Genomic DNA, 21,965 nt, shown 5'->3' on the forward strand with positions numbered 1-21,965 from the left:
CATGGCCCGCAAAAAGCCCCACGAGGATCACGTCAACCACGAAGCCTGGGCCATTCCCTACGGCGACCTGGTGACGCTGCTGCTCGCCTTTTTCGTGGTGATGTACGCGGTGTCCTCGCTCAACGAGGGCAAGTACCGCGCGGTCGCGGCGTCGCTGGCCAGCGCGTTCAACGCGCCGCCGCGCGCGATCGAGCCGATCCAGATGGGCGACAACCAGCGCAGCGAGGCCATGGTGGGGCGGCCGATGCCGACGCCGCGCGGCTCGCACAGCGGCCCCAGCCAGGCGCCGCTGCTCGATTCGCCGCTGGCGCCGATGCTGGAATCGAAGATGCGCGCCGACCGGATGGGCGACGGCGGTGCCGACGCCGCCTCGCTTGCGGCCTCGCGTGAGCAGCTGGCGCGGATCGCGCTGCAGCTCGAGGACACGCTGTCGGAAATGGTCCGCGCGCGGCTGATCACGGTGCGCCGTTCGGATCTGTGGCTCGAGGTCGAGATCAACAGCGACATCCTCTTCCAGAGCGGCTCGGCCGGTCTGGATTTCGGCGCGCAGGAACTGCTGGGCCGCCTGGCCGGCGTGCTGCGCGACCTGCCCAATCCGATCCGGATCGAGGGGTACACCGACGACCGCCCGATCGCGACCGCGCAGTTCCCGTCGAACTGGGAACTGTCGGCCGCACGTGCGGCGAGCGTGGTGCATCTGTTCGTGCGTGAGCGCTTTGCGCCCGAGCGTTTGGTGATGGTCGGCTACGGCGAATATCGCCCCAAGGCCGAGAACGACACCGACGCCGGGCGCAACGCCAACCGGCGCGTGGTGCTGATGGTGCTGGCCACGCCCGATACCGGCGCGCCCGGTCCGCAGCAGCCGTCGCCCGAACCGCCGATGCCGTCGTATCCGGCCGCGCCCGTGCCCGCGGTGGCCGGTGTCGCCGCACCCCGCCCCCCTGCTTCCCCCCCACCCCCGCAAGGAGACAGCTGATGCGCGTCTGGGCGATCGCCAACCAGAAGGGAGGCGTGGGCAAGACCACGACCTCGCTCGCCCTCGGACGCGCGATGGTCGCGCGCGGCTTGCGTGTGCTGCTGGTCGATCTCGACCCGCATGCATCGCTGACGCGCGCGTTCGGCGTGCCGAGCGACCCGCAACCGCCGGGCGTCGTCGACCTGTTCGGCACGCCGCCGCCGACACTGGCGTCGCTGATGAAACCCTCGCCGACCGAGGGTCTGGATTTCGTCTGTGCGCAAACGGCGCTGGCCACGCTGGAACGTCGCAGCGCGACCCAGCCCGGCCTCGGCCTTGCGCTGTCGCAGGCGATCACCCGGCACGCCGGCGGTCACGACGCCGTGCTGCTGGACTGCCCGCCCACGCTGGGCCTGCTGATGGTCAACGCGCTGGCCGCGGCCGACCGCCTGATCGTGCCCACCCAGTGCGAACCGCTGGCGCTGTACGGGCTGGCCGGCATGGTGCGCACCGGCGAGATGGTCGAGCGCTCGCGCCAGCGGCCGCTGCCGGTGTCGATCATCCCGACGATGTACGACCGCCGCACGCGCATCGGCCGCGACACGCTGGCCCAGCTGCAGAGCGAGTACGCCGGCCGCATCTGGAGCGAAGCCGTGCCGGTCGACACCCAGCTCAGCAATGCCGATGCGCTGGCCTGCCAGGTGTTCAGTGGCGATCCGCCCGGCCGGGCCCTGGCCGCGTATACGCGTGCGCTGGACTGGGTGCTGGCCGAAGACCAGGCCATGGAGCAGGCGGCATGACGCCGGCCGGGGTCGTCGACGACTACCTCGGCATGCTGTTGTCGACGGCGACCGATGCGGCGCCGGCGCAGCCCCCGGCTGCGCGTGCAGCACCGCCGGCCTTGGTCGAAGCACCTGCCATCGCGACACCTGCGCCCGTGCGCGCCGTCGTCGCGCCCGTGGCCGCTGCGCCGGTCGCAGTCGCGCCAGCACCGGCGGCTGCAGTGGCCGCACCGGTGCCGGCACCTGCGCCGCCGCCGGCCCCTGCCAGCCGGCCGCCAAGTCCCGTGCCTGCGTCCGCCAAGGTCGCCTTCGCCGCGCCGCCGCGCACGGCCGCCACTGCATCCGCGTTGTCCACCGTGCCTCCGCAGCAGCGCCGCGCCGCCGATCGCATGGCGCGCTGGCTGCGTCTGCGCTGCGGCGCGCAGACCTATGCGATCGAGCTGCTGAAGATCCGCGAGGTCGTGCTGCCGGCGCCCTTGCTGGCGCTGCGTGGCGCGGCGCCGTGCCTGGCCGGGGTGATGAACCTGCGCGGCCAGGTGGTGCCGGTGGTCGACCTCGGCCTGCAGCTGGGCGACGAGGCGGTGGCGGAAACGGCATCGACGCGGATCATCGTGCTCGAGGATGCCGGCGATGTGCTCGGACTGCGGGTGACTGCGGTCGAGGACGTGATACTGATCGGCGATGCGCAGATCGAGGGCACGCATACCTCGCGTCTGGCCCCGGTCGGCGACCACCGCATCCGCGGCGTCGCGCGCCTGGCCGGCGCGATGATGCTGCTGCTCGACGCCAACCGGCTGATGGCGATCCCGCTGTTTCCGCCGCGCTGACCGCGAGCGCGCGCCCGCGCTAAAGAACCGCCGGGCGCTGCCGCTATTCCTGTCCGAACCCCCTTTTTGTGGAAGACGCGATGGACACCGTGCCTCTAGGCGATGACCTCGGCATCGAGACCAGTACCGGTCTGAAGGAACGGCTCGCGCCGTACCTGACGCAGGCCGATGCGGTGGTGCTCGACGGCACCGAGGTGCGGCGGGTGCATACCGCCGGCCTGCAGGTGTTGTGCGCGTTCTTCGCCAGCCGCGACGGCACCGGTCACAAGACCGAGCTGCGCGGCTGCAGCGACGCACTACGCGATGCCACCCGCCTGCTCGGCCTCGATGCCGCGCTGGGGCTCGACGGCGATACTTCCGATCCTTCAAACGCAACAGACGCAAGCACAGTGGAGAACGCCGCATGAGCGCACGCATTCTTGTAGTAGACGATTCGGCCTCGATGCGCCAGATGGTGTCCTTCGCCCTGACTTCGGCCGGCTTCGACGTCGACGAGGCCGAAGACGGCCAGGTCGCGCTGGGCCGTGCCCAGGGCCAGCGCTTCAACGCCGTGGTGACCGACGTCAACATGCCGAACATGGACGGCATCTCGCTGATCCGTGCGCTGCGCGGCCTGCCGGACTACAAGTTCACTCCGATGCTGATGCTGACCACCGAGTCGGCGGCCGACAAGAAGGCTGAAGGCAAGGCCGCCGGTGCGACCGGCTGGCTGGTCAAGCCGTTCAACCCGGATCAGCTGGTCGCCACCGTCCAGAAGGTCCTGGGCTGACGCCCGTCCGCCCTTCCGCATCCAGATCGCAGGCCGAGTTCCCATGAGCATGGACATGCAGCGTTTTCACGCCACTTTCTTCGAAGAAAGCCGGGAGGGGCTGGAAGCGATGGAAGCGGGCCTGCTGCAGCTCGAACAGGGCGACCGCGATCCGGAGCTGATCAATTCGATCTTCCGCGCGGCGCACTCGATCAAGGGCGGCGCGGCCACGTTCGGTTTCGACGCGGTCGCCGCGCTGACCCACGTGCTGGAAACCCTGCTCGACGAACTGCGCGCCGGCAAGCGCGCGGTCACCGGCGCATCGATCGACGCGATGCTCGCCTCGGTCGACGTGCTGCGCGCCCTGCTCGCCGAAGCCGAGACCGGCCATCCGGCCGATCCGCAGGCCTCGCAGGCGGTGCAGGCGCGGCTCAACGCCGTGCTGGCCGGCAGCGAGGCGCCGGCACCGGTCGCCGCGAAGCCGGTCACGGCAGAAGCCGAGCCCGCGGGCTGGCGCATCGGCTTCACCCCGGCGCCGTCGCTGTTCATGAGCGGCAACGATCCGCTGCGCATCATCCGCGAGCTCGACCGTCTCGGTCCGCTCGAAGTCGCCGTGCGCACCGAGCGCCTGCCCGGCTTCGACCAGCTCGATCCGCTGGAAGCCTATCTGGCCTGGGACTTGGGCCTGCTCGGCAGCGTGCCGCGCGCCGCCGTCGACGAGGCCTTCTCCTGGGTCGAGGACGACTGCGAGCTCGACGTGCAGCCGATCCTGCCCGAGCCCGTCGAAGTCATCGACGCGATCATCGACAACGTCGTCGAAGGCGGTTTCACCGCCGCGGCGCCGGCCGCGTCCGGCGGCACGACGGATGCCGCCGAAAGTTCGATCCGCGTCAGCACCGACAAGATCGACGGCCTGATCAATCTGGTCGGCGAACTGGTCATCACCCAGGCGATGCTCAAGCAGGTCAGCGGCAATCTGGATCCGGCCGTGGCCGAGCGCCTGTTCGAAGGTCTCGACCTCTTGGAGCGCAATACCCGCGATCTGCAGGAAGCCGTGATCGGCGTGCGCATGCTGCCGGTCGAAGCGGTGTTCCGTCGCTTCCCGCGTCTGGTGCGCGACCTGTCCGCGCGCCTCGGCAAGCAGGTCCGCCTGCGCACGCTGGGCGAAGGCACCGAGCTCGACAAAGGCCTGATCGAGAAGATCGCCGATCCGCTGGTGCACCTGGTGCGCAACTCGATCGACCACGGTCTGGAACTGCCCGATGCGCGCGTCGCCGCGGGCAAGGACGGCACCGGCACGATCACCCTCGCCGCCTCGCACCAGGGCGGCCACATCGTCATCGAAGTCGCCGACGACGGCCGCGGCCTCGACCGCGAACGCATCCTCGCTAAGGCCCTGGAACGCGGCCTTCCGGTGCCGGAAAAACCCACCGATTCGCAGGTGTGGGACCTGATCTTCCAGCCCGGCTTCTCCACCGCCGATGCGGTGACCGATCTGTCGGGCCGTGGCGTCGGCATGGACGTGGTCCGCCGCAACATCCAGGCGCTGGGCGGCGAAGTGCAGCTGGAAAGCGCGCTCGGCAAGGGCACCCGCGTCGTCATCCGCTTGCCGCTGACGCTGGCGATCCTCGACGGCATGACCGTCTCGGTCGGCGACGAAACCCTGATCCTGCCGCTGTCGCACGTGATCGAGGCCCTGCAGCCGCTGGCCGAGGATGTGCGCAGCGTGGCCGGCGACGGCCGCGTGCTGCGCGTGCGCGGCGAGTACCTGCCGCTGGTCTCGCTCAACAGCTATTACCGCTATGGCCACGCCCGCCGCGACGACGCGCTGGTGGTGGTGGTCGAAGGCGAAGGCCAGAAGCTGGCGCTGGAAGTCGACGAGCTGCTGGGCCAGCAGCAGGTCGTGGTCAAGAATCTCGAGAACAACTACCGCCGCGTGGACGGCGTGTCGGGGGCCACGATCCTCGGCGATGGCCGGGTGGCCCTGATCGTCGATGTCGGCGGTCTGGTGCGCTCGCTGCGCGTGCCGCAGGCGGCCTGAATCGGCCCACGCCGGGAATTCACGCCGCATCCACCTAGCTTTCTGCGATGTGAATCACAGTCTGGAATTGGCCGCCATCGCGTTCAGAGCGCGATGGCGGTGCCGTTAGAGGGGTTCGACCACACTGCCCGATATCGCCGGATCTGCTGCGCGAGGGGCTGACAGGAAGGACCCCACATGCACTTCGGCAATCTCCGTATCGGACAGCGGCTCGCTGTCGGCTTTTCGCTCGTCATGCTGCTCATGCTGGTACTCACTGCGGTGGGGATCCAGCGCGTCGACCGCATCGGCGACACGCTGCACACGATCAACGACCTCAACAGCGTCAAGCAGCGCCACGCGATCGACTTCCGCGGCAGCGTGCACGACCGCGCCATCGCGCTGCGCGACGTGGTGCTGGCAGACGACAGTGAAGCGGTGACGGCCGCCGAAACGCGGATCGACACCTTGGCCGCGATGTACGCCGCCTCGGCGACGCCGCTGCGCGAGCTGGTCGAGGCGTCGACCGATGCCCGCGAAGCCGCCATGCTGGCCGACATCGAAGCCGTCGAAGCGCGGACCCTGCCGCTGGTCGGCCAGGTCCGCGCCCTGCGCGATGCGGGCGACACCGAGGCCGCGCGGCAGCTGCTGATGGTCGAGGCCGCGCCTGCCTTCGTGGACTGGCTGGCACGCGTCAACGCCTTCATCGATCTGCAGGCCGACAAGAATCGCGACGCTGCCGTCGCGTCGATGGCCAGCGCCGACGGCTTCGCGCTGTGGATGCTGACGCTGGCCGGCGTCGCGCTGATCGCGGCCGGCGTGATCGCCTGGCTGCTGACGCGCGGCATCACCCGTCCGCTGCGCACCGCGCTGGCGGCGGCAGACCGCGTCAGCCGCGGCGAGCTGGACGCCGACATCGATGCCGGACGGCGCGACGAGGTCGGCGACGTGCTCGCGGCGATGCAGCGCATGCAGACGCAGCTGCGTGCGGTGATCAGCGCCCAGCGCGAGATGGCCCGACAGCACGAGGCCGGCACGATCAGCCACCGCATGGACGCCGCGGCGTTCCCGGGCGACTACGGCGTGATGGTCGCCGGCACCAACGATCTCGTCGCCGCGCACATCGCGGTGAAGATGCGGCTGGTCGACGTCGTGAAGCGTTACGCCGTCGGCGACCTGTCGCAGGACATGGACCGCCTGCCCGGCGAGAAGGCGGTGATCACCGACACCATGGATACCGCCAAGGCCAACCTGACCGCGATCAACGGCGAGATCCGGCGCCTGGTCGCAGCCGCAGCCGAAGGCGACTTCGCCGTGCGCGGCGATGCCGACCGCTTCGAATACGACTTCCACCAGATGGTCGACGGCCTCAACCGGCTGATGCGCACGGCCGACAGCAACCTCGCCGACCTGTCGTCGCTGCTGCGTTCGATCGCCCGCGGCGACCTCACCGCACGCATGGACGGCGAGTTCCAGGGCGTGTTCGCCACGATGCGCGACGATGCCAACGCCACCGTGTCCCAGCTCACCGGCATCGTCACCCGGATCCAGACCGCGTCCGGCTCGATCGGCGACGCTTCGTCGGAGATCGCCGCCGGCAACCACGATCTGTCGCGCCGCACCGAGCAGCAGGCCGCGAACCTCGAGGAAACCGCCGCGGCGATGGAGGAACTGACCTCCACCGTGCGCCAGAACGCCGAACACGCGCACCAGGCCAACCAGCTGGCGATCGGCGCCGCCGCCGTCGCGGCCGAGGGTGGCGACGTGGTCGGCCGCGTGGTGACCACGATGGGCGAGATCGAACGGTCGTCGCGCCGCATCGGCGACATCATCTCGGTCATCGACGGCATCGCCTTCCAGACCAACATCCTGGCGCTCAATGCCGCGGTCGAAGCCGCGCGCGCCGGCGAACAGGGCCGCGGCTTCGCGGTCGTCGCCACCGAGGTGCGCACCCTCGCCCAGCGCAGCGCCACCGCCGCCCGCGAGATCAAGCAGCTGATCGACGATTCCACCGGCAAGGTCGCCGACGGTGCGGCGCTGGCCGCCCAGGCCGGCGACACCATGGGCGAGATCGTCGCTTCGGTGCAGCGGGTGACCGACATCATGGCGGAGATCTCGACCGCCTCGCAGGAGCAGGCGTCCGGCATCGAGCAGGTGCACCAGACGATCACGCAGATGGACGAGACCACCCAGCAGAACGCGGCGCTGGTGGAGGAAGCCTCGGCCGCGGCGCGCGCGATGGAAGACCAGGCAACCGGTCTGGCGCATACCGTCGCCGTGTTCCGGGTCGATGCCACGACCGCACTGCTGCAGTCCATGGCCGCGTCGCAGCCCGAACCCGCGGCGGTCTGATCGCGGACGGACGCCCGCGCGGCTCAATTTCGCGCGGGCGCGGCCGATATCCCAGCGACTGGACCTTTCCCGCGCTGGACGATGCCTGCCGCCGACGACCTTCTGCACCCGCTGGACGACGCGCATTCGCAATACGCGCTGCACGAGCCGCGCGAGATCGCCCAGGTGCTGCGCGCCCTGGTCGACGCCCGGGCGATGATCACCGCGAATCTCGTCCCCGGTGGCCACAGCTGTCCCACGGCGTTGCTGGCCGTGCGCGACGACGGCAGCCTGGTGCTGGACGGCAACCGGCAGGAAGCGACCAACCGGCGCATGGCGGCCGCCAGCCGTCTGGTCTGCAGTACGCAGCTGGACCTGGTGCCGATCAGCTTTCGCCTGCCCACACCCGAGCGCATCACCTGGGAAGGCTATCCCGCGTTCTCCGTGCCCTGGCCGGAGTCGCTGTTGCGCCTGCAGCGGCGCGAGATGTTCCGCCTGCAGGTTTCGCCGGCGGCGCCGGTAACGGTGCATGTCGGCAGCGCCGACGCCGCGCCGGACGCCACGCTGGACGGCCTGCGCGCGCTCGACATCAGCGGCGGCGGCATGGCGATCTCGGTGCCCGACGGCCAGGAAAGCCGGTTCACGGTGCACACCCGCCTGCCGCCCAGCCTGCTGCGCCTGGCCGATGCCGATCCGGTACCGGTGACGCTGGAAGTCGCGCATCTGGCGCGTTACGACGTGCGCGGCGTACCGCACTGGCGTGCGGGCTGCCGCTTCGTCGGCATGCCGCGCGCGTTCGAGCAGCGGATCCTGCAATACATCTTCCAGATCGAACGCCAGCGCAACGCACGCCAGCGTCGCGGCGGTTGAACGGCGCGGCCCTAAAGTTGCGCCGCCACCGGCCGATCTCCTGCACGTCACCCTTCGCCGCGCCATCCGCGGCTTTGCAGCAGGAGCGCACCGCATGACCAGTTCCACCCCGAGCGCCGCCGGCGAGTATCTGACCTTCACGCTTGGCGACGAGCACTACGGCGTCGACATCCTCAAGGTCCAGGAGATCCGCGGCTACGACGCGGTGACCCGTCTGCCGGATGCGCCCGACTACATCAAGGGCGTCATCAACCTGCGCGGCACCATCGTGCCGGTGATCGACCTGCGCCTGAAGCTGCGTCTGGCCGAAGCGCGCTACGACGACTTCACCGTGATGATCGTGCTCAACGTCGAAGACCGCGTGGTCGGCATCGTCGTCGACGGCGTGTCCGACGTGGTGCCGCTGGCCGAAGACCAGGTCCGCTCGACACCCGAGTTCGGCGCCGCGGTCGATACCCGCTTCATCGCCGGCATCGGCACGGTCGACGACAACATGCTGATCCTGCTCGACATCGAGACGCTGCTCGACAGCGCCGACCTCGTCGACGCGCCGACCCTCGAAGTCGCCGCCTGAGATTGTTCGTGCGCGCGGCCTAAAGTTCGGCCACGCGATGCCGCTAGTGGGGCGACGGGCGCATGAAACGGTGCCCCATGACCCCTGAACTGGAGTAGATCGCAATGCCCCCGAAGACCACGACCCGCCTCCTGGCCGCGCTGCTGCTGAGCGGCTGCGCCACCGCCGCACTCGCACAGGACGCCATCCGTCCCGACCAGGCCACCCGCTTCGTCGGCCAGAACGGCATGGTCTGCGGCAAGGTCGAAAAGACCCGATATGCAGAGAATTCCGAAGGCCAGCCGACCTTCCTGCACATGGGCGGCGCGTTCCCGCGTCACACGTTCTCGGCGCGCATCCCGCAGGACCAGCGCGACAAGTTCCGTCCGACGCCGGAAGAACTCGAAGGCCGTGACGTCTGCGTGGTCGGCACCATCTCCCGCGACGCCAGCCGCGCCGAGATCGCGATCCGCTCGCCCAACGACGTCAAGCTCGCCACGATCAAGTGATGTACCGGCCCGGCCGCACGCAGCGTGACCGGGCCGTTCTCCATCCTGTCCAAGGGAAGTAGCCCCATGCAGTGGTACTCGAATCTCAAGCTCGCGCCCAAACTGATGCTGGCCTTCGGCGTCGTCCTGCTCATCATGCTCATCCAGGGCGTCGGTGCCTACACGGGTCTGCGTTCCATGGAACGGGTCACCAGTGACCTCGCGACCGACGTGCTGCCCAGCGTAACCCTGGTCGGCGAGACGCGCGCCCTGCTGGGTGAGTTCCGCACGTCCTCCTACCGGGGTCTGGTGCGCGCCAGCGAGGCATCCAAGCAGGCGGCCCGCGAACGTGCGACGGCCATCGACGCGCAGCTCGCGAAGAATTTCGAGAACTACGCCCAGTTCGCCCAGTCGCCGGAAGAGAAGCGACTGCTCGACGAACTGGTCGTTGCCTGGGACAAGGCGCGTTCGTCGTACGCCGCCGTCAACGAGATGCTGGATCTCGACCTCCCCGACGACGCCACCGACACCTTCATCGGCGAGACCAGCGATCTGCACAACGCGACCAGCGCCGCGCTGGCCGCCTTGGCCGACGAAGCCAGGCGCGTCGCGGACGAGTCCCGCGTTGAGGCCGAAAGTGCCTACTCCGCATCGACGCTGATGCTGGCGATCCTGCTGCTGGCCGGCATCGGCGGCGGACTGGTCGTCGCCTGGCTGATGGCGCGCAACCTGACCGGCTCCGTCCGCGAGGCCGCGACCGTCGCCCAGGACGTCGCCAACGGCAAGCTCGACAGCCACATCGACACCCGCCGGGCCGACGAGATCGGCGACCTGCTGAAGTCGATGCAGCGCATGCAGCGCGACCTGCGCGAGCGCATCGAACGCGACCAGGCGATCGCCGGCGAGAACCTGCGCATCCGCACCGCGCTCGACAGCTCGGGCACCAGCGTCATGATCGCCGACCCGTCGCGCACCATCATCTACGCCAACGGCGCGGTCACCCAGCTGCTGCAGCAGTACGACGCACAGATCCACGAAACCCTGCCGGACTTCGACATCGAAGGTCTGGTCGGCAGCCGCATCGATGCCTACCAGCCGGACCCGGACCGCATGGCCGGCGTGCTCGACCAGCTGCAGGGCGCGCACCACGACGAACTGACGATGGGCGGCGCGCATTTCGGCCAGACCGTCGCACGCGTCGACGATGCCGAGGGCACCCTGCTCGGCTACGTCATCGAATGGCGCGACCGCACGCAGCAGGTCCACGTCGAAGTGGAACTGGCGCGCGTCATCCAGGCCGCCGCCGCAGGCGACCTGTCGCACCGCATCGGTCTGGAAGGCAAGCAGGGCTTCTATCTGCAGCTGGCCAGCCAGCTCAACGGCCTGCTCGATGCCAACGCCAGCAGCCTGGACCAGGTGTCCACGGTGCTGACCGCCCTGGCCGACGGCGACCTGACCGTGCGCATGGACGGCGAATACCAGGGCGTCTTCGCGACCATGCGCGACAACGCCAACGCCACCGTCGCCCAGCTGACCGGCATCGTCGCGCGCATCCAGGACGCCTCCGGCGCCATCGGCACCGCATCGTCGGAAATCGCCGCCGGCAACAACGACCTGTCGCGTCGTACCGAGCAGCAGGCCGCGAACCTCGAAGAAACCGCGGCGTCGATGGAGGAACTGACCTCCACTGTGCGCCAGAACGCCGACCATGCGCGCCAGGCCAACCAGCTGGCGATCGGCGCGGCTTCGGTCGCCTCGCAGGGCGGCGAAGTGGTCGGCCAGGTCGTCACCACGATGGCCGACATCGAACGTGCCTCGCGCAAGATCGGCGACATCATCTCGGTCATCGACGGCATCGCGTTCCAGACCAACATCCTGGCGTTGAACGCTGCGGTCGAAGCGGCCCGCGCCGGCGAGCAGGGTCGCGGCTTCGCGGTTGTCGCCTCGGAAGTCCGCACGCTGGCCCAGCGCAGTGCCAATGCCGCGAAGGAGATCAAGCAGCTGATCGACGATTCGACCGGCAAGGTCTCCGACGGCGCGGCACTGGCCGGCCAGGCCGGCAAGACCATGGGCGAGATCGTCGCCTCGGTGCAGCGCGTAACCGACATCATGGCCGAGATCTCGGCGGCCTCGCAGGAGCAGGCCTCGGGCATCGACCAGGTCAACCAGACCATCACCCAGATGGACGAGACCACCCAGCAGAACGCCGCGCTGGTGGAAGAAGCCTCGGCCGCCGCACGCGCGATGGAAGAACAGGCCGCCGGCCTGGCGCAGACGGTCTCGGTCTTCCGGATCGAAGCCGCGCAGGCCTCGGTGCAGGCCGTGCTGGCCGCGCACCAGGCACCTGCCCGTTCGGCACCGCCGGCGCGCCGGGCGGCCACCCCGGCACGCCCGCCGGCCAAGCCGGCTGCCGTCGCCGAGGCCGACTGGGCCGAGTTCTGATCCAGCGCGCCACCGTGTGATGCGATACGACGCCCCGGTCATCGACCGGGGCGTTTTGCATTGGAGGCGCTGACGGCCTCGGCGCGCCCTGCATCCGGATCGAAGATTGATGCGCATCACGGATCGACACGCGCGAAGGTCGCGTGATGCGCATCTGCCTTCAGAACCGCAGATCGCACGTCGATAGGGAAATACCGGGGCGCACGACAGCCAGGGAGATGGCGATGCCGGCAGGGAAGACACACGCAGCGGTACGCTTCTGGTGCGGCATCGCCGCGCTGGGGCTCTGGCTCGGCTGGACGGCCTCGACCTTCGCGGCGCTGTCCGTCGAGCCCCACCACGACGCCGCCGCGACCGACGACATCGCCGCCTCGATCGCGGCGCGACTCGCGCGCGCGGGCGTGCACGCAGAGACGGTGCGCGGCGCGACGGCTTACGTACTGACCGACCCGGAGTGCGCCTGCAGCGCAGTCAGCGCGACGGATCGCGAAGCGGCGGTCGACACCACCGCGCTCGCCGATGCGCTGCATGCGCTGGATGTGCCACTGGTCGATCTGCGCACCGGCGCCGACGCACGCACCGGGTCCTACACCGTCGCCCTGTTCGATGCGCACGGCGCCCTGCGCTACGCCGGACCGCCCGGCTTTTCCCTGGGCTGCATGCGCGGCGCCATCGCTTCGTCCGCCACGATCGCGCGACTGCTGCAGGGCAGCCAGGCCGTGCTGGTTCCCGCCGTTCCATGTGCCTGCTGACCGTCATCCGGAGCCCTGTCATGTCGATCACCCGCCTTGTTCGCCCCCGGTCGCTGTCCGCGGATGCCACCGCGCCGGGCGCGCTGTCCTATCTGCAGTCGCTGTCTGCGGTCACCGACCGCATGCTGGTCGGCGTCGCCTGCGTGCTCGGCCTGGTGTCGGCCGGCATCGCGATGCACCAGGGCCGCTGGACGCCCGTGTTCGCGCTCGCCCTGCCCGCGGTCGTGCTGTGTCTGGTGCAGCTGCGTCTAGCCTCGGGCACGCGCCTCGCGTCGTGCAGCATCGCGCTCGGGCTGATGGCGTTGAGCGCGGTCCTGATCCACCAGCTCAACGGACTGACCGAAGCGCACTTCGCCGTGATCCTGCTGCTCGCGCTGCTGCTGCCGTACCGCGACTGGCTGCCGATCGTGGTGGCGGCCGTGGCGATCGCGCTGCATCACGTCGTGCTGTTCTGGCTGCAGACGCACGACATTCCGATCATGGTGTTCCTGCCCGGCAGCGGCATCGGCACGCTGGTGATCCATGCGTCCTACGTGGTCGCCGAGACCGTGATCCTGGTGCTGCTGGCGATGCAGATGCGCCGCCAGTTGCTGGCCGTCGGCCATGACCCCGGACACCTCGCGGTGCTGGCCCATGCACTGGCGCGCGACGAGCCGCTGCCGGCGTCGATCGATCGCGCCGAATTCGCGCCCGACTCCCTGGCCGCGGCGATGGTCGCGATGAGCCGAGAAATCGCGACGCGCCGGGTGGCGCTCGAACGCGACGCCTGCGAGAACCGGCGCATCCGCACCGCGCTCGACAGCGTGACCGCGAACGTGATGATCGCCGACACCGCGCGCGACATCCTCTACGTCAACCGCCCCCTGCAGGAGATGCTGGCCGAGGCCCAGGAGGATCTGCGCCGCGACCTGCCGAGCTTCGATGCCGCCGTGCTGGTCGGCCGCAACATCGACGCCTTCCACAAGGCGCCCGCACACCAGGCCGCGATGCTGGCGAAGCTGCGCGATACGCATCGCGCGCAGATCCGGGTCGGCGGTCGCACGATGCTGCTGATCATCAACCCGGTGCTCGGCGACGACGGACGGACCGAAGGCTTCGTCGTCGAATGGGCCGATCGCACCGCCGAAGTCGCCGTCGAAGCCGAGATGTCGGGCATCGTCGCCGCCGCGGCGGCGGGTGATCTGTCCGGCCGCATCCGCACCGACGACAAGCGCGGTTTCCTGCGCCAGCTGGCCCAGCAGCTCAACGGCCTGCTCGATGCCAACGCGACCAGCCTGGACCAGGTGTCGACCCTGCTCACCGCGCTGGCCGACGGCGACCTGACCGTGCGCATGGATGGCGATTACCAGGGCGTGTTCGCGACCATGCGCGACAATGCCAATGCCACCGTTGCCCAGCTCACCGGCATCGTCGCGCGCATCCAGGACGCCTCCGGCGCGATCGGCGCGGCGTCTTCGCAGATCGCCGCCGGCAACGACGATCTCTCGCAGCGGACCGAGCAGCAGGCGGCCAATCTCGAAGAAACCGCGGCCTCGATGGAGGAGCTGACCTCCACCGTGCGCCAGAACGCGGACCACGCCCGTCAGGCCAACCAGCTGGCGATCGGCGCGGCGACCGTGGCCTCGCAGGGCGGCGAGGTGGTCGGTCAGGTCGTCACCACGATGGCCGACATCGAGCGCGCCTCGCGCCGCATCGGCGACATCATCTCGGTCATCGACGGCATCGCGTTCCAGACCAACATCCTGGCCTTGAACGCCGCAGTTGAAGCCGCCCGTGCCGGCGAGCAGGGTCGCGGCTTCGCCGTCGTCGCCACCGAAGTCCGCACGCTGGCCCAGCGCAGCGCGACCGCGGCGAAGGAGATCAAGCAGCTCATCGACGATTCCGGCAGCAAGGTGTCGGATGGCGCCGCGCTGGCCGCACAGGCCGGCAAGACGATGGGCGAAATCGTCGCCTCGGTGCAGCGCGTGACCGACATCATGGCCGAGATCGCGTCCGCCTCGCAGGAACAGGCCTCGGGCATCGACCAGGTCAACCGCACCATCGTGCGCATGGACGAGACCACCCAGCAGAACGCCGCGCTGGTGGAGGAAGCCTCGGCCGCCGCCCAGGCGATGGAAGCGCAGGCCGCAGGACTGGCGCAGACGGTCTCGGTGTTCCGGATCGAGGCGGCGCAGGCCTCCGTGCATGCGCTGCTGGCAACCCATCAGCGGCCGACGGGGCGGGCGGGCGCCCTGCCCTGAGCCCCGCACCAGGCCGCCTGGAAAACTGAGGACGCCGTCACGCTCAAGCCCGGATTTCACCCGCCGATAACGGGGTACATCCGAAATGCGATCCCCACGGGATCGGAGCGAACGTCATGACCCGTTTCCTGCACCGCGCCTCGATCGGCACCAAGCTGTCGATCGCTGCGGCCGTCGCCGCCGGCCTCTGCCTGCTGCTGCTCGCAATCGTCGTCTACCGCGATTCCGCCAGCGCCTACGAACGGGAAGCCGGTCTGGCCCTGGCCGATGCCGCGGACGCGATGCGCGAAAGCGTCGCCCTGTACGAGCGCACGCTCGCCGACAACACCGAGCGTCTCGGCAGCGCTTTCGCCGCCGTGCTGCCGGCCGACGCGCCCGAGCTCGATCCGGAGCGCACCGTGCAGGTCGCCGAGCGCGACACGCCGCGCCTGACCTTCGGCGACCACGTGCTCAATCTCGACTTCGACGTCGTCGACCGTTTCACCGACCACACCGGCGCGGTGGCGACGGTGTTCGCGCGCGACGCGGACGACTTCGTCCGGGTGACCACGTCGCTGAAGAACGACAGCGGCGACCGCGTGATCGGCACCGTGCTCGACCCGGGCCACAACGCCTATGCGCGCCTGATCGCCGGCGAGTCCTACACCGGCCGTGCGCGCCTGTTCGGCCGCGATTACATGACCCATTACCGCCCGTTGCGCGACGCGACGGGTGAGGTGATCGGCAGCCTCTTCATCGGCCTGGACTACACCGAAGGCCTGGCGGCGCTGACCACGCGCCTGCGCGAGACCCGCATCGGCGGTGACGGCTATTTCGTCGTCGTCGATCGCAGCGGTGACGCCGAGACCCTGGTGTCGCATCCCGCCGGCATGCAGGGCGACGCGCTGGAACTGGCCGCGCCCGAGGCACGTGACGCCCTGACGGCGCTGCTGGCCGGTACCGATGGAGATGCGCGCCTCGCGATCTCGGCCGATGGCACGAGCGCGCCGGGCGCCGCCGACGTGCACGCGGCGGCCTTCGCGCCGTGGAACTGGATGCTGCTGGCGGTCAAGCCGCGTCAGCACGCGGAGGCCGCACTGGCCGCGATGCGCTGGACGATTGCCGGCGTGTCCCTGCTGGCGCTGGTCGCGCTGGTGATCGCGATCGTCGTGGTCAGCCGCCATCTCGTCTCGCGTCCGCTGTCGCGTGCGATCGCGATCGCCGACCGCGTCGCTGCCGGCGATCTCGATACCAGCATCACCTCCACCGGCCAGGACGAAACCGCGCAGCTGCTGCAGGCACTGGCGCGCATGCAGGACGGCCTGCGCCAGCGCGCCGAACGCGACCAGGCCAGCGCCCGGGAAAGCCTGCGCATCCGTACGGCGCTCGACAACGTCACCACGCACGTGATGATCGCCGACACCGCGCGCGACATCCTCTACGTCAACCGGCCGCTGCAGGAGATGCTGGCCGAGGCCCAGGCCGACCTGCGCCGCGACCTGCCGAACTTCGACGCGTCCGCGCTGGTCGGCAGCAACATCGACGTCTTCCACAAGGCGCCCGAACACCAGGCCGCGATGCTGGCCAGACTGCAGTCCACCCATCGTGCACAGATCAAAGTCGGCGGCCGCACGATGCAGCTGATCATCAACCCGGTGGTCGATGCGGACGGCCGTCAGGAAGGCTTCGTCGTCGAATGGGCCGATCGCACATCCGAGGTCGAGGTCGAGGCCGAAGTGTCGCGCATCGTCGCGGCCGCAGCCGCCGGTGATCTGTCCGGCCGCATCCGCACCGAAGACAAGCGGGGCTTCATCCTGCAGCTGGCGACCCAGCTCAACAGTCTGCTCGACGCGAATGCGACGAGTCTCGACCAGGTGTCCACGGTGCTGACCGCACTGGCCGACGGCGACCTGACCGTGCGCATGGACGGCGAGTACCAGGGCGTGTTCGCGACCATGCGCGACAACGCCAATGCCACCGTCGCCCAGCTCACCGGCATCGTCGCGCGCATCCAGGACGCCTCCGGCGCCATCGGTACCGCGTCGTCGGAAATCGCCGCCGGCAACAACGACCTGTCGCGTCGCACCGAGCAGCAGGCCGCGAATCTGGAAGAAACCGCGGCCTCGATGGAGGAACTGACCTCCACCGTGCGCCAGAACGCGAACCATGCCCGTCAGGCCAACCAGCTGGCGATCGGTGCGGCTTCGGTCGCCTCGCAGGGCGGCGAAGTGGTCGGCCAGGTCGTCACCACGATGGCCGACATCGAGCGCGCCTCGCGCAAGATCGGCGACATCATCTCGGTCATCGACGGCATCGCGTTCCAGACCAACATCCTGGCGCTCAACGCCGCGGTCGAAGCGGCCCGCGCCGGCGAGCAGGGTCGCGGCTTCGCGGTCGTCGCCTCGGAAGTCCGCACGCTGGCCCAGCGCAGCGCGAACGCCGCGAAGGAGATCAAGCAGCTGATCGACGACTCGACCGGCAAGGTCTCCGACGGCGCGGCGCTGGCCGGTCAGGCCGGCAAGACCATGGGCGAGATCGTCGCCTCGGTGCAGCGCGTGACCGACATCATGGCCGAGATCTCGGCGGCCTCGCAGGAACAGGCCTCGGGCATCGACCAGGTCAACCAGACCATCACCCAGATGGACGAGACCACGCAGCAGAACGCCGCGCTGGTGGAAGAAGCCTCGGCCGCCGCACGCGCGATGGAAGAACAGGCCGCGGGCCTGGCGCAGACGGTCTCGGTGTTCCGCGTCGATACCGTGCAGCTGGAGACGCCTGCACCGACCGCAGCGCCCGTGCGCCGTGCAGCACCGGTATCGAAGGCCACCGTCGACCGTGCGCCCGCCAAGCATGTGACCCGTCCGGCCTCGCCACGGCCCGCGCCGGCGCTCGCCGAAGCCGACTGGGCCGAGTTCTGATCGTCGCGCTGCACGCGCGCCATCGACGTCCCCGGCGGTCAACTTTCCGCCGCCGGGGTCGATAAGTCTGCTGACACTCCGTTCGAGCGCAATCGGCCCATGGCTGCGACCCACCTGCCCCACCCGCCGATCGGCAAACGCGACTTCGATTTCTCGGAGCGCGACTTCCGTCGCGTCTGCCAACTGATCCACGACCGGGCCGGCATCGCCCTCGTCGACAGCAAGCGCGACATGGTCTACGGCCGGCTGTCGCGGCGCCTGCGCGCGCTCGGCATGAGCGGATTCGGCGCCTATCTCGACCGTCTGGAGCAGGACAGCGACGGCGAGGAATGGCAGGCCTTCACCAATGCCCTGACCACGAACCTCACGGCGTTCTTCCGCGAGCCGCATCACTTCGAGCATCTGCACGCACAGCTGGCCGCCTCCGGCGCGACGGCGCGTGCGCCGCTGACGCTGTGGTCGTGCGCCGCATCGACCGGCGAGGAGCCGTATTCGATCGCGATCACCGCCTGCGAGGCCTTCGGCACGATGACGCCGCCGGTGCGCATCGTCGCCACCGACATCGACACCCAGGTGCTGGCGACCGCGCAGCGCGGCGTCTATCCGGTCGAGCGCGTCGCCGGCATGGACGATGCGCGTCGACGCGCGTTCTTCAAACGCGGCACCGGGCCCAACGAGGGCCAGTGCCGCGTGCATCCGCAGCTGCAGGCGCTGATCGACTTCCGTCCGCTGAATCTGCTCAGCCCCCGCTACGACATCGGCGGTCCGTTCGCGGCGCTGTTCTGCCGCAACGTGATGATCTATTTCGACAAGCCCACCCAGCGCGGCATCCTCTCGCGCCTGGTCACGCACATGGACGCGGACAGCCTGCTCTACACCGGCCACTCGGAAAACTACCTGCACGCCGCCGACCTGATCCAGCCCTGCGGTCGCACGCTGTACCGACGCAATTTCGGGACGGACGCGCGATGAGCCGCGCCGCCGTGCGCGAGGACGACGTCCTGCGCTATCGCGACCCGCACTTCAAGGTGCCGGCCGCCAAGCTGATGCCCACCCAGTATCTGGTGGTCGACGACGGCACGGCCCTGGTCACGGTGCTGGGCTCCTGCGTCGCGGCCTGCGTGCGCGATCCGCTGCTGCAGCTCGGCGGCATGAACCATTTCATGCTGCCCGAGGGCAACGCCGGCGACGGCGCGCCCGCGCGCTACGGCAGCTACGCGATGGAGCTTCTGATCAACGAACTGCTCAAGCGCGGCGCGAACCGCCGGCGTCTGGAGGCCAAGGTGTTCGGCGGCGCCAACGTGCTCAAGGGCTTCACCACCAATCCGGTGGGCACGCGCAATGCGGACTTCGTGCTCGCCTATCTCGATGCGGAGCAGATTCCCGTCGTCGCCGAGGACATGCGCGGCATCCATCCGCGCAAGGTCTGGTTCTTCCCGCAGACCGGACGTGTGATGGTCAACCGGCTTCCGCACGCACACGACGCCGAAGTACTGGCCGCCGAAACCGCGGTGCGTGTGCGCCTGTCGCGCACGCCGGTCAGTGGTGGCGTGGAGCTGTTCGAGTGAGCCGTTGCAAGGTGCTGGTGGTGGACGACTCGGCTGTCGTTCGCCAGCTGCTGAGCGAACTGCTGGCGCGCGATCCGGAGATCGAGGTCGTCGGAACCGCCGCCGATCCGCTGCTGGCACGCGAGAAGATCAAGCGGCTCAATCCCGACGTGCTGACGCTCGACGTCGAAATGCCGCGCATGGATGGCCTCGCCTTCCTCGAGAACCTGATGCGCCTGCGTCCGATGCCGGTGGTGATGGTGTCGTCGCTGACCGAACGCGGCGCCGACATCACGCTGCAGGCGCTGGCGCTGGGCGCAGTGGACTTCGTGACCAAGCCGAAGGTGGGCCTCGCCCAGGGCCTAGGCGACTACGCCGACGAGATCACCGACAAGGTCAAGGCCGCCGCGCGCGCACGCGTGCGTCCGCTGGCCGCCGCGGCAGCGCCGGTCGTCCGCCTCGCGAACGCGCAGGCCGCGCCCGCGGTCGCCAACCGCTTCCGCACCACCGACCGGCTGATCGCGATCGGAGCCTCCGCCGGCGGTACCGAAGCCATCCGCTGCGTGCTGGAACGCATGCCGCCGGACGCACCGGCGATCGTGTTGACCCAGCACATCCCCGCAAGCTTCAGCCGTCCCTTCATCGATCGCCTGGACAAGCACTCGGCGATGCTGGTGCGCGAGGCACGCGACGGCGAGATGATCCTGCCCGGTCACGCCTATCTGCCGCCCGGCGACCATCATCTGCGCGTGGTGCGCGACGGTGCGCGCTGGCGTTGCCGCCTGGATGCCGGCCCGCCGGTCAACCGACACCGCCCTGCGGTCGACGTGCTGTTCCGCTCGGTGGCCCAGGCCGCCGGCAGCAACGCGGTCGGCGCGATTCTGACCGGCATGGGTGAGGACGGCGCGCGCGGCCTGCTCGAACTGCGCCAGGCCGGTGCCCCGACGCTGTTGCAGGACGAGGCCACCAGCGTGGTCTGGGGCATGCCGGGCGCGGCTTTCAAGCTCGGCGCCGCCGAAGAAATGGTGTCGCTGGAGCGGATCGCCGAACGGCTGATGGCGCTGTCGCGCAGTTGAGTCCTGGTCGCGAAGCCCGCGGGCCGTAGCCTTCCTATCCTCCGCGGGACGCCGGCACGGGAACGGCCGCGCGTCCATCCATCCTCAAGGAGTTGCACCATGGCATTACGCCTCCCGTTTCCGCCGGCGCGCCTGCTGGTCGCGCTGATGTTCGTCCCCGCAGCAGCCGGCGCAGCGCGCGTACCCGCCGAGCCCGGGGTGGACGCGGGTGACGCCCCGACCACACCGACCAGCTGGATGGAGCGGGTACAGATCCGCAGCGGCTCCGGCACCGGGCCGGCCCGTGATCGCCCGGCCGACCTTGCCCTGCGCATCGTCTCCCCGGAGGACAGCGAGCGCGACGACACATCGCAGCCCCCCCTGCACGATCACCGGCCCGGCCGCATCGTCGACGGCCATCCGAGCCCGGCCCTCACCGTGATGCCGGCAATGGCCGAGGCGCTGGTGGCCGACTATTTCCGGAATTTCCCCGATGCCCTGCCTGCCGAGGGCAGCAGCCTGCATCTGATGGCGCACGAATGGGCCCTCGTCCATCAGGGCGACCGCCACGGCACCCCGGAGTACCGGCTCGACCACCTCAGCTTCGTCGAACAGCGCCGCGCCGATGGCACGTTCGTCGACGCGGTCAGCTGCAGCGACGGTGACCGCAGCGCGCCGCTGGACCAGTGGCAGGCGGACGACTACGCCCTGCTCAGGCAAGCCTCGGCGTCGATCGCAGAGGCGTGCGTGGGTCGCCTTTCGGCGAGGATGCCGGCGTTCTATCCGTCCGCACTTGCGCAAGCGGCGCCGGATGCCGATGCCGACGGCGTGGTGCCGCCGGCGCGGGTGCGCATCTTCGGTGCCACCGGGCTCGGGATCACCATGTACACCGATGCCACGTGCAGCGAGGAGTATCGCGACGTGATCGAGGTCAGCCGCTCCAACTTCCGGGCCCTCGGCGGCCTGTTTGGCGGCGCGCCGCAGAACGTCACGATCGGCATCCCCGAAACCGACACCGTTCGCAACATGAAGAGCGTGCTGTGGTCCAAGCCCAACTACGAGGAGTACGAGGTGCCCGGCGGCAAGCCGTTGCACTTCGAAGCCCGGATCGAGAACACCGCCGACTACCGGTGTGCGAGAACGCTGTCGGCATGGTTCGTGGCCACGCCGGGCCTGGATTACGAGGTAGAGATGGATATCGCCAATCGGATGTGCCGCCTGCAGGTCCGTCGGGTGCTCACCGATGGCAGCCTGGCGCCGCAGCCGCTGCGTCCAGGCCCCGTGCGCTGCGATCAGTCAGGCCGCGCGCCCGGGCCGGAATCGCCCGAGGCGGGGCCGCCTTCCCTGCCCTGATCGGACTCCGGCAATGCGTGCCGGCCGCCGCTTCCCCTGACTGCATTCCGCCGGCCGGATGACCAGGCCGCGTCTCCGGCACGCGGGCCCGCCGCGCACCGTTGG

Annotated in this window: 17 protein-coding genes and 2 pseudogenes; all 19 read left to right on the plus strand. The window is 69.8% G+C overall.

Features of this window, described 5'->3' with window-relative positions; all coding sequences use genetic code 11:
- Position 1 precedes the first annotated feature (1 nt).
- Positions 2-976: a flagellar motor protein MotD gene (gene motD, locus AC3A5K_RS02955; RefSeq protein WP_487616007.1), complete on the plus strand. Its 975-nt coding sequence runs from the start codon at positions 2-4 to the stop codon at positions 974-976.
- Complete coding sequence (locus tag AC3A5K_RS02960; protein WP_487616008.1) at positions 976-1,755, plus strand: ParA family protein; 780 nt, start codon at positions 976-978, stop codon at positions 1,753-1,755. The genes motD and AC3A5K_RS02960 overlap by 1 nt, the downstream gene beginning before the upstream one ends.
- Positions 1,752-2,564: a chemotaxis protein CheW gene (locus AC3A5K_RS02965; protein ID WP_487616009.1), complete on the plus strand. Its 813-nt coding sequence runs from the start codon at positions 1,752-1,754 to the stop codon at positions 2,562-2,564. The genes AC3A5K_RS02960 and AC3A5K_RS02965 overlap by 4 nt, the downstream gene beginning before the upstream one ends.
- A gap of 80 nt (positions 2,565-2,644) precedes the next feature.
- A complete protein-coding gene (locus tag AC3A5K_RS02970) occupies positions 2,645-2,971 on the plus strand; it encodes an STAS domain-containing protein (RefSeq protein WP_487616010.1) in 327 nt (108 codons plus the stop codon).
- Positions 2,968-3,333, plus strand: coding sequence for a response regulator (locus tag AC3A5K_RS02975; RefSeq protein WP_465074348.1), 366 nt, complete (start codon positions 2,968-2,970; stop codon positions 3,331-3,333). Before AC3A5K_RS02970 ends, AC3A5K_RS02975 begins: the two co-directional genes overlap by 4 nt.
- 43 nt (positions 3,334-3,376) lie before the next feature.
- Positions 3,377-4,079, plus strand: a pseudogene (locus AC3A5K_RS02980) (Hpt domain-containing protein); the annotation flags it as partial.
- A 65-nt stretch (positions 4,080-4,144) separates the two neighbouring features.
- Positions 4,145-5,353: pseudogene (locus AC3A5K_RS02985) on the plus strand (chemotaxis protein CheA); the annotation flags it as partial.
- Between the two features lie 177 nt (positions 5,354-5,530).
- On the plus strand, positions 5,531-7,684 hold the full coding sequence (locus AC3A5K_RS02990) for a methyl-accepting chemotaxis protein (RefSeq protein WP_487616011.1): 2,154 nt from the start codon (positions 5,531-5,533) through the stop codon (positions 7,682-7,684).
- Between the two features lie 81 nt (positions 7,685-7,765).
- Positions 7,766-8,533 carry a flagellar brake protein gene (locus AC3A5K_RS02995; protein WP_487616012.1) on the plus strand — a complete coding sequence of 256 codons (768 nt, stop codon included), beginning with the start codon at positions 7,766-7,768 and terminating at the stop codon, positions 8,531-8,533.
- 94 nt (positions 8,534-8,627) lie between these two features.
- Positions 8,628-9,107, plus strand: a complete 480-nt coding sequence (locus AC3A5K_RS03000; RefSeq protein WP_487616013.1) for a chemotaxis protein CheW — start codon at positions 8,628-8,630, stop codon at positions 9,105-9,107.
- A 104-nt stretch (positions 9,108-9,211) separates the two neighbouring features.
- Entirely contained in the window at positions 9,212-9,595 is a 384-nt protein-coding gene (locus AC3A5K_RS03005) for a hypothetical protein (protein ID WP_487616014.1), read from the plus strand.
- 66 nt (positions 9,596-9,661) lie between these two features.
- A complete protein-coding gene (locus tag AC3A5K_RS03010; protein ID WP_487616015.1) occupies positions 9,662-12,016 on the plus strand; it encodes a methyl-accepting chemotaxis protein in 2,355 nt (784 codons plus the stop codon).
- Between the two features lie 224 nt (positions 12,017-12,240).
- A complete protein-coding gene (locus AC3A5K_RS03015; RefSeq protein WP_487616016.1) occupies positions 12,241-12,768 on the plus strand; it encodes a hypothetical protein in 528 nt (175 codons plus the stop codon).
- 20 nt (positions 12,769-12,788) lie between these two features.
- On the plus strand, positions 12,789-15,008 hold the full coding sequence (locus AC3A5K_RS03020) for a methyl-accepting chemotaxis protein (RefSeq protein ID WP_487616017.1): 2,220 nt from the start codon (positions 12,789-12,791) through the stop codon (positions 15,006-15,008).
- 116 nt (positions 15,009-15,124) lie between these two features.
- On the plus strand, positions 15,125-17,905 hold the full coding sequence (locus AC3A5K_RS03025; protein ID WP_487616018.1) for a methyl-accepting chemotaxis protein: 2,781 nt from the start codon (positions 15,125-15,127) through the stop codon (positions 17,903-17,905).
- Between the two features lie 99 nt (positions 17,906-18,004).
- Positions 18,005-18,877 (plus strand): CheR family methyltransferase, encoded by an 873-nt coding sequence (locus AC3A5K_RS03030; protein ID WP_487616019.1) that lies wholly within the window; start codon positions 18,005-18,007, stop codon positions 18,875-18,877.
- Positions 18,874-19,473, plus strand: coding sequence for a chemoreceptor glutamine deamidase CheD (gene cheD / locus AC3A5K_RS03035; protein ID WP_487616020.1), 600 nt, complete (start codon positions 18,874-18,876; stop codon positions 19,471-19,473). The genes AC3A5K_RS03030 and cheD overlap by 4 nt, the downstream gene beginning before the upstream one ends.
- On the plus strand, positions 19,470-20,528 hold the full coding sequence (locus AC3A5K_RS03040; RefSeq protein WP_487616021.1) for a protein-glutamate methylesterase/protein-glutamine glutaminase: 1,059 nt from the start codon (positions 19,470-19,472) through the stop codon (positions 20,526-20,528). Before cheD ends, AC3A5K_RS03040 begins: the two co-directional genes overlap by 4 nt.
- A gap of 147 nt (positions 20,529-20,675) precedes the next feature.
- Positions 20,676-21,860: a hypothetical protein gene (locus tag AC3A5K_RS03045; RefSeq protein ID WP_487616022.1), complete on the plus strand. Its 1,185-nt coding sequence runs from the start codon at positions 20,676-20,678 to the stop codon at positions 21,858-21,860.
- Positions 21,861-21,965 lie beyond the last annotated feature (105 nt).

The organism is Luteimonas sp. Soil_C_5, from assembly GCF_057656615.1.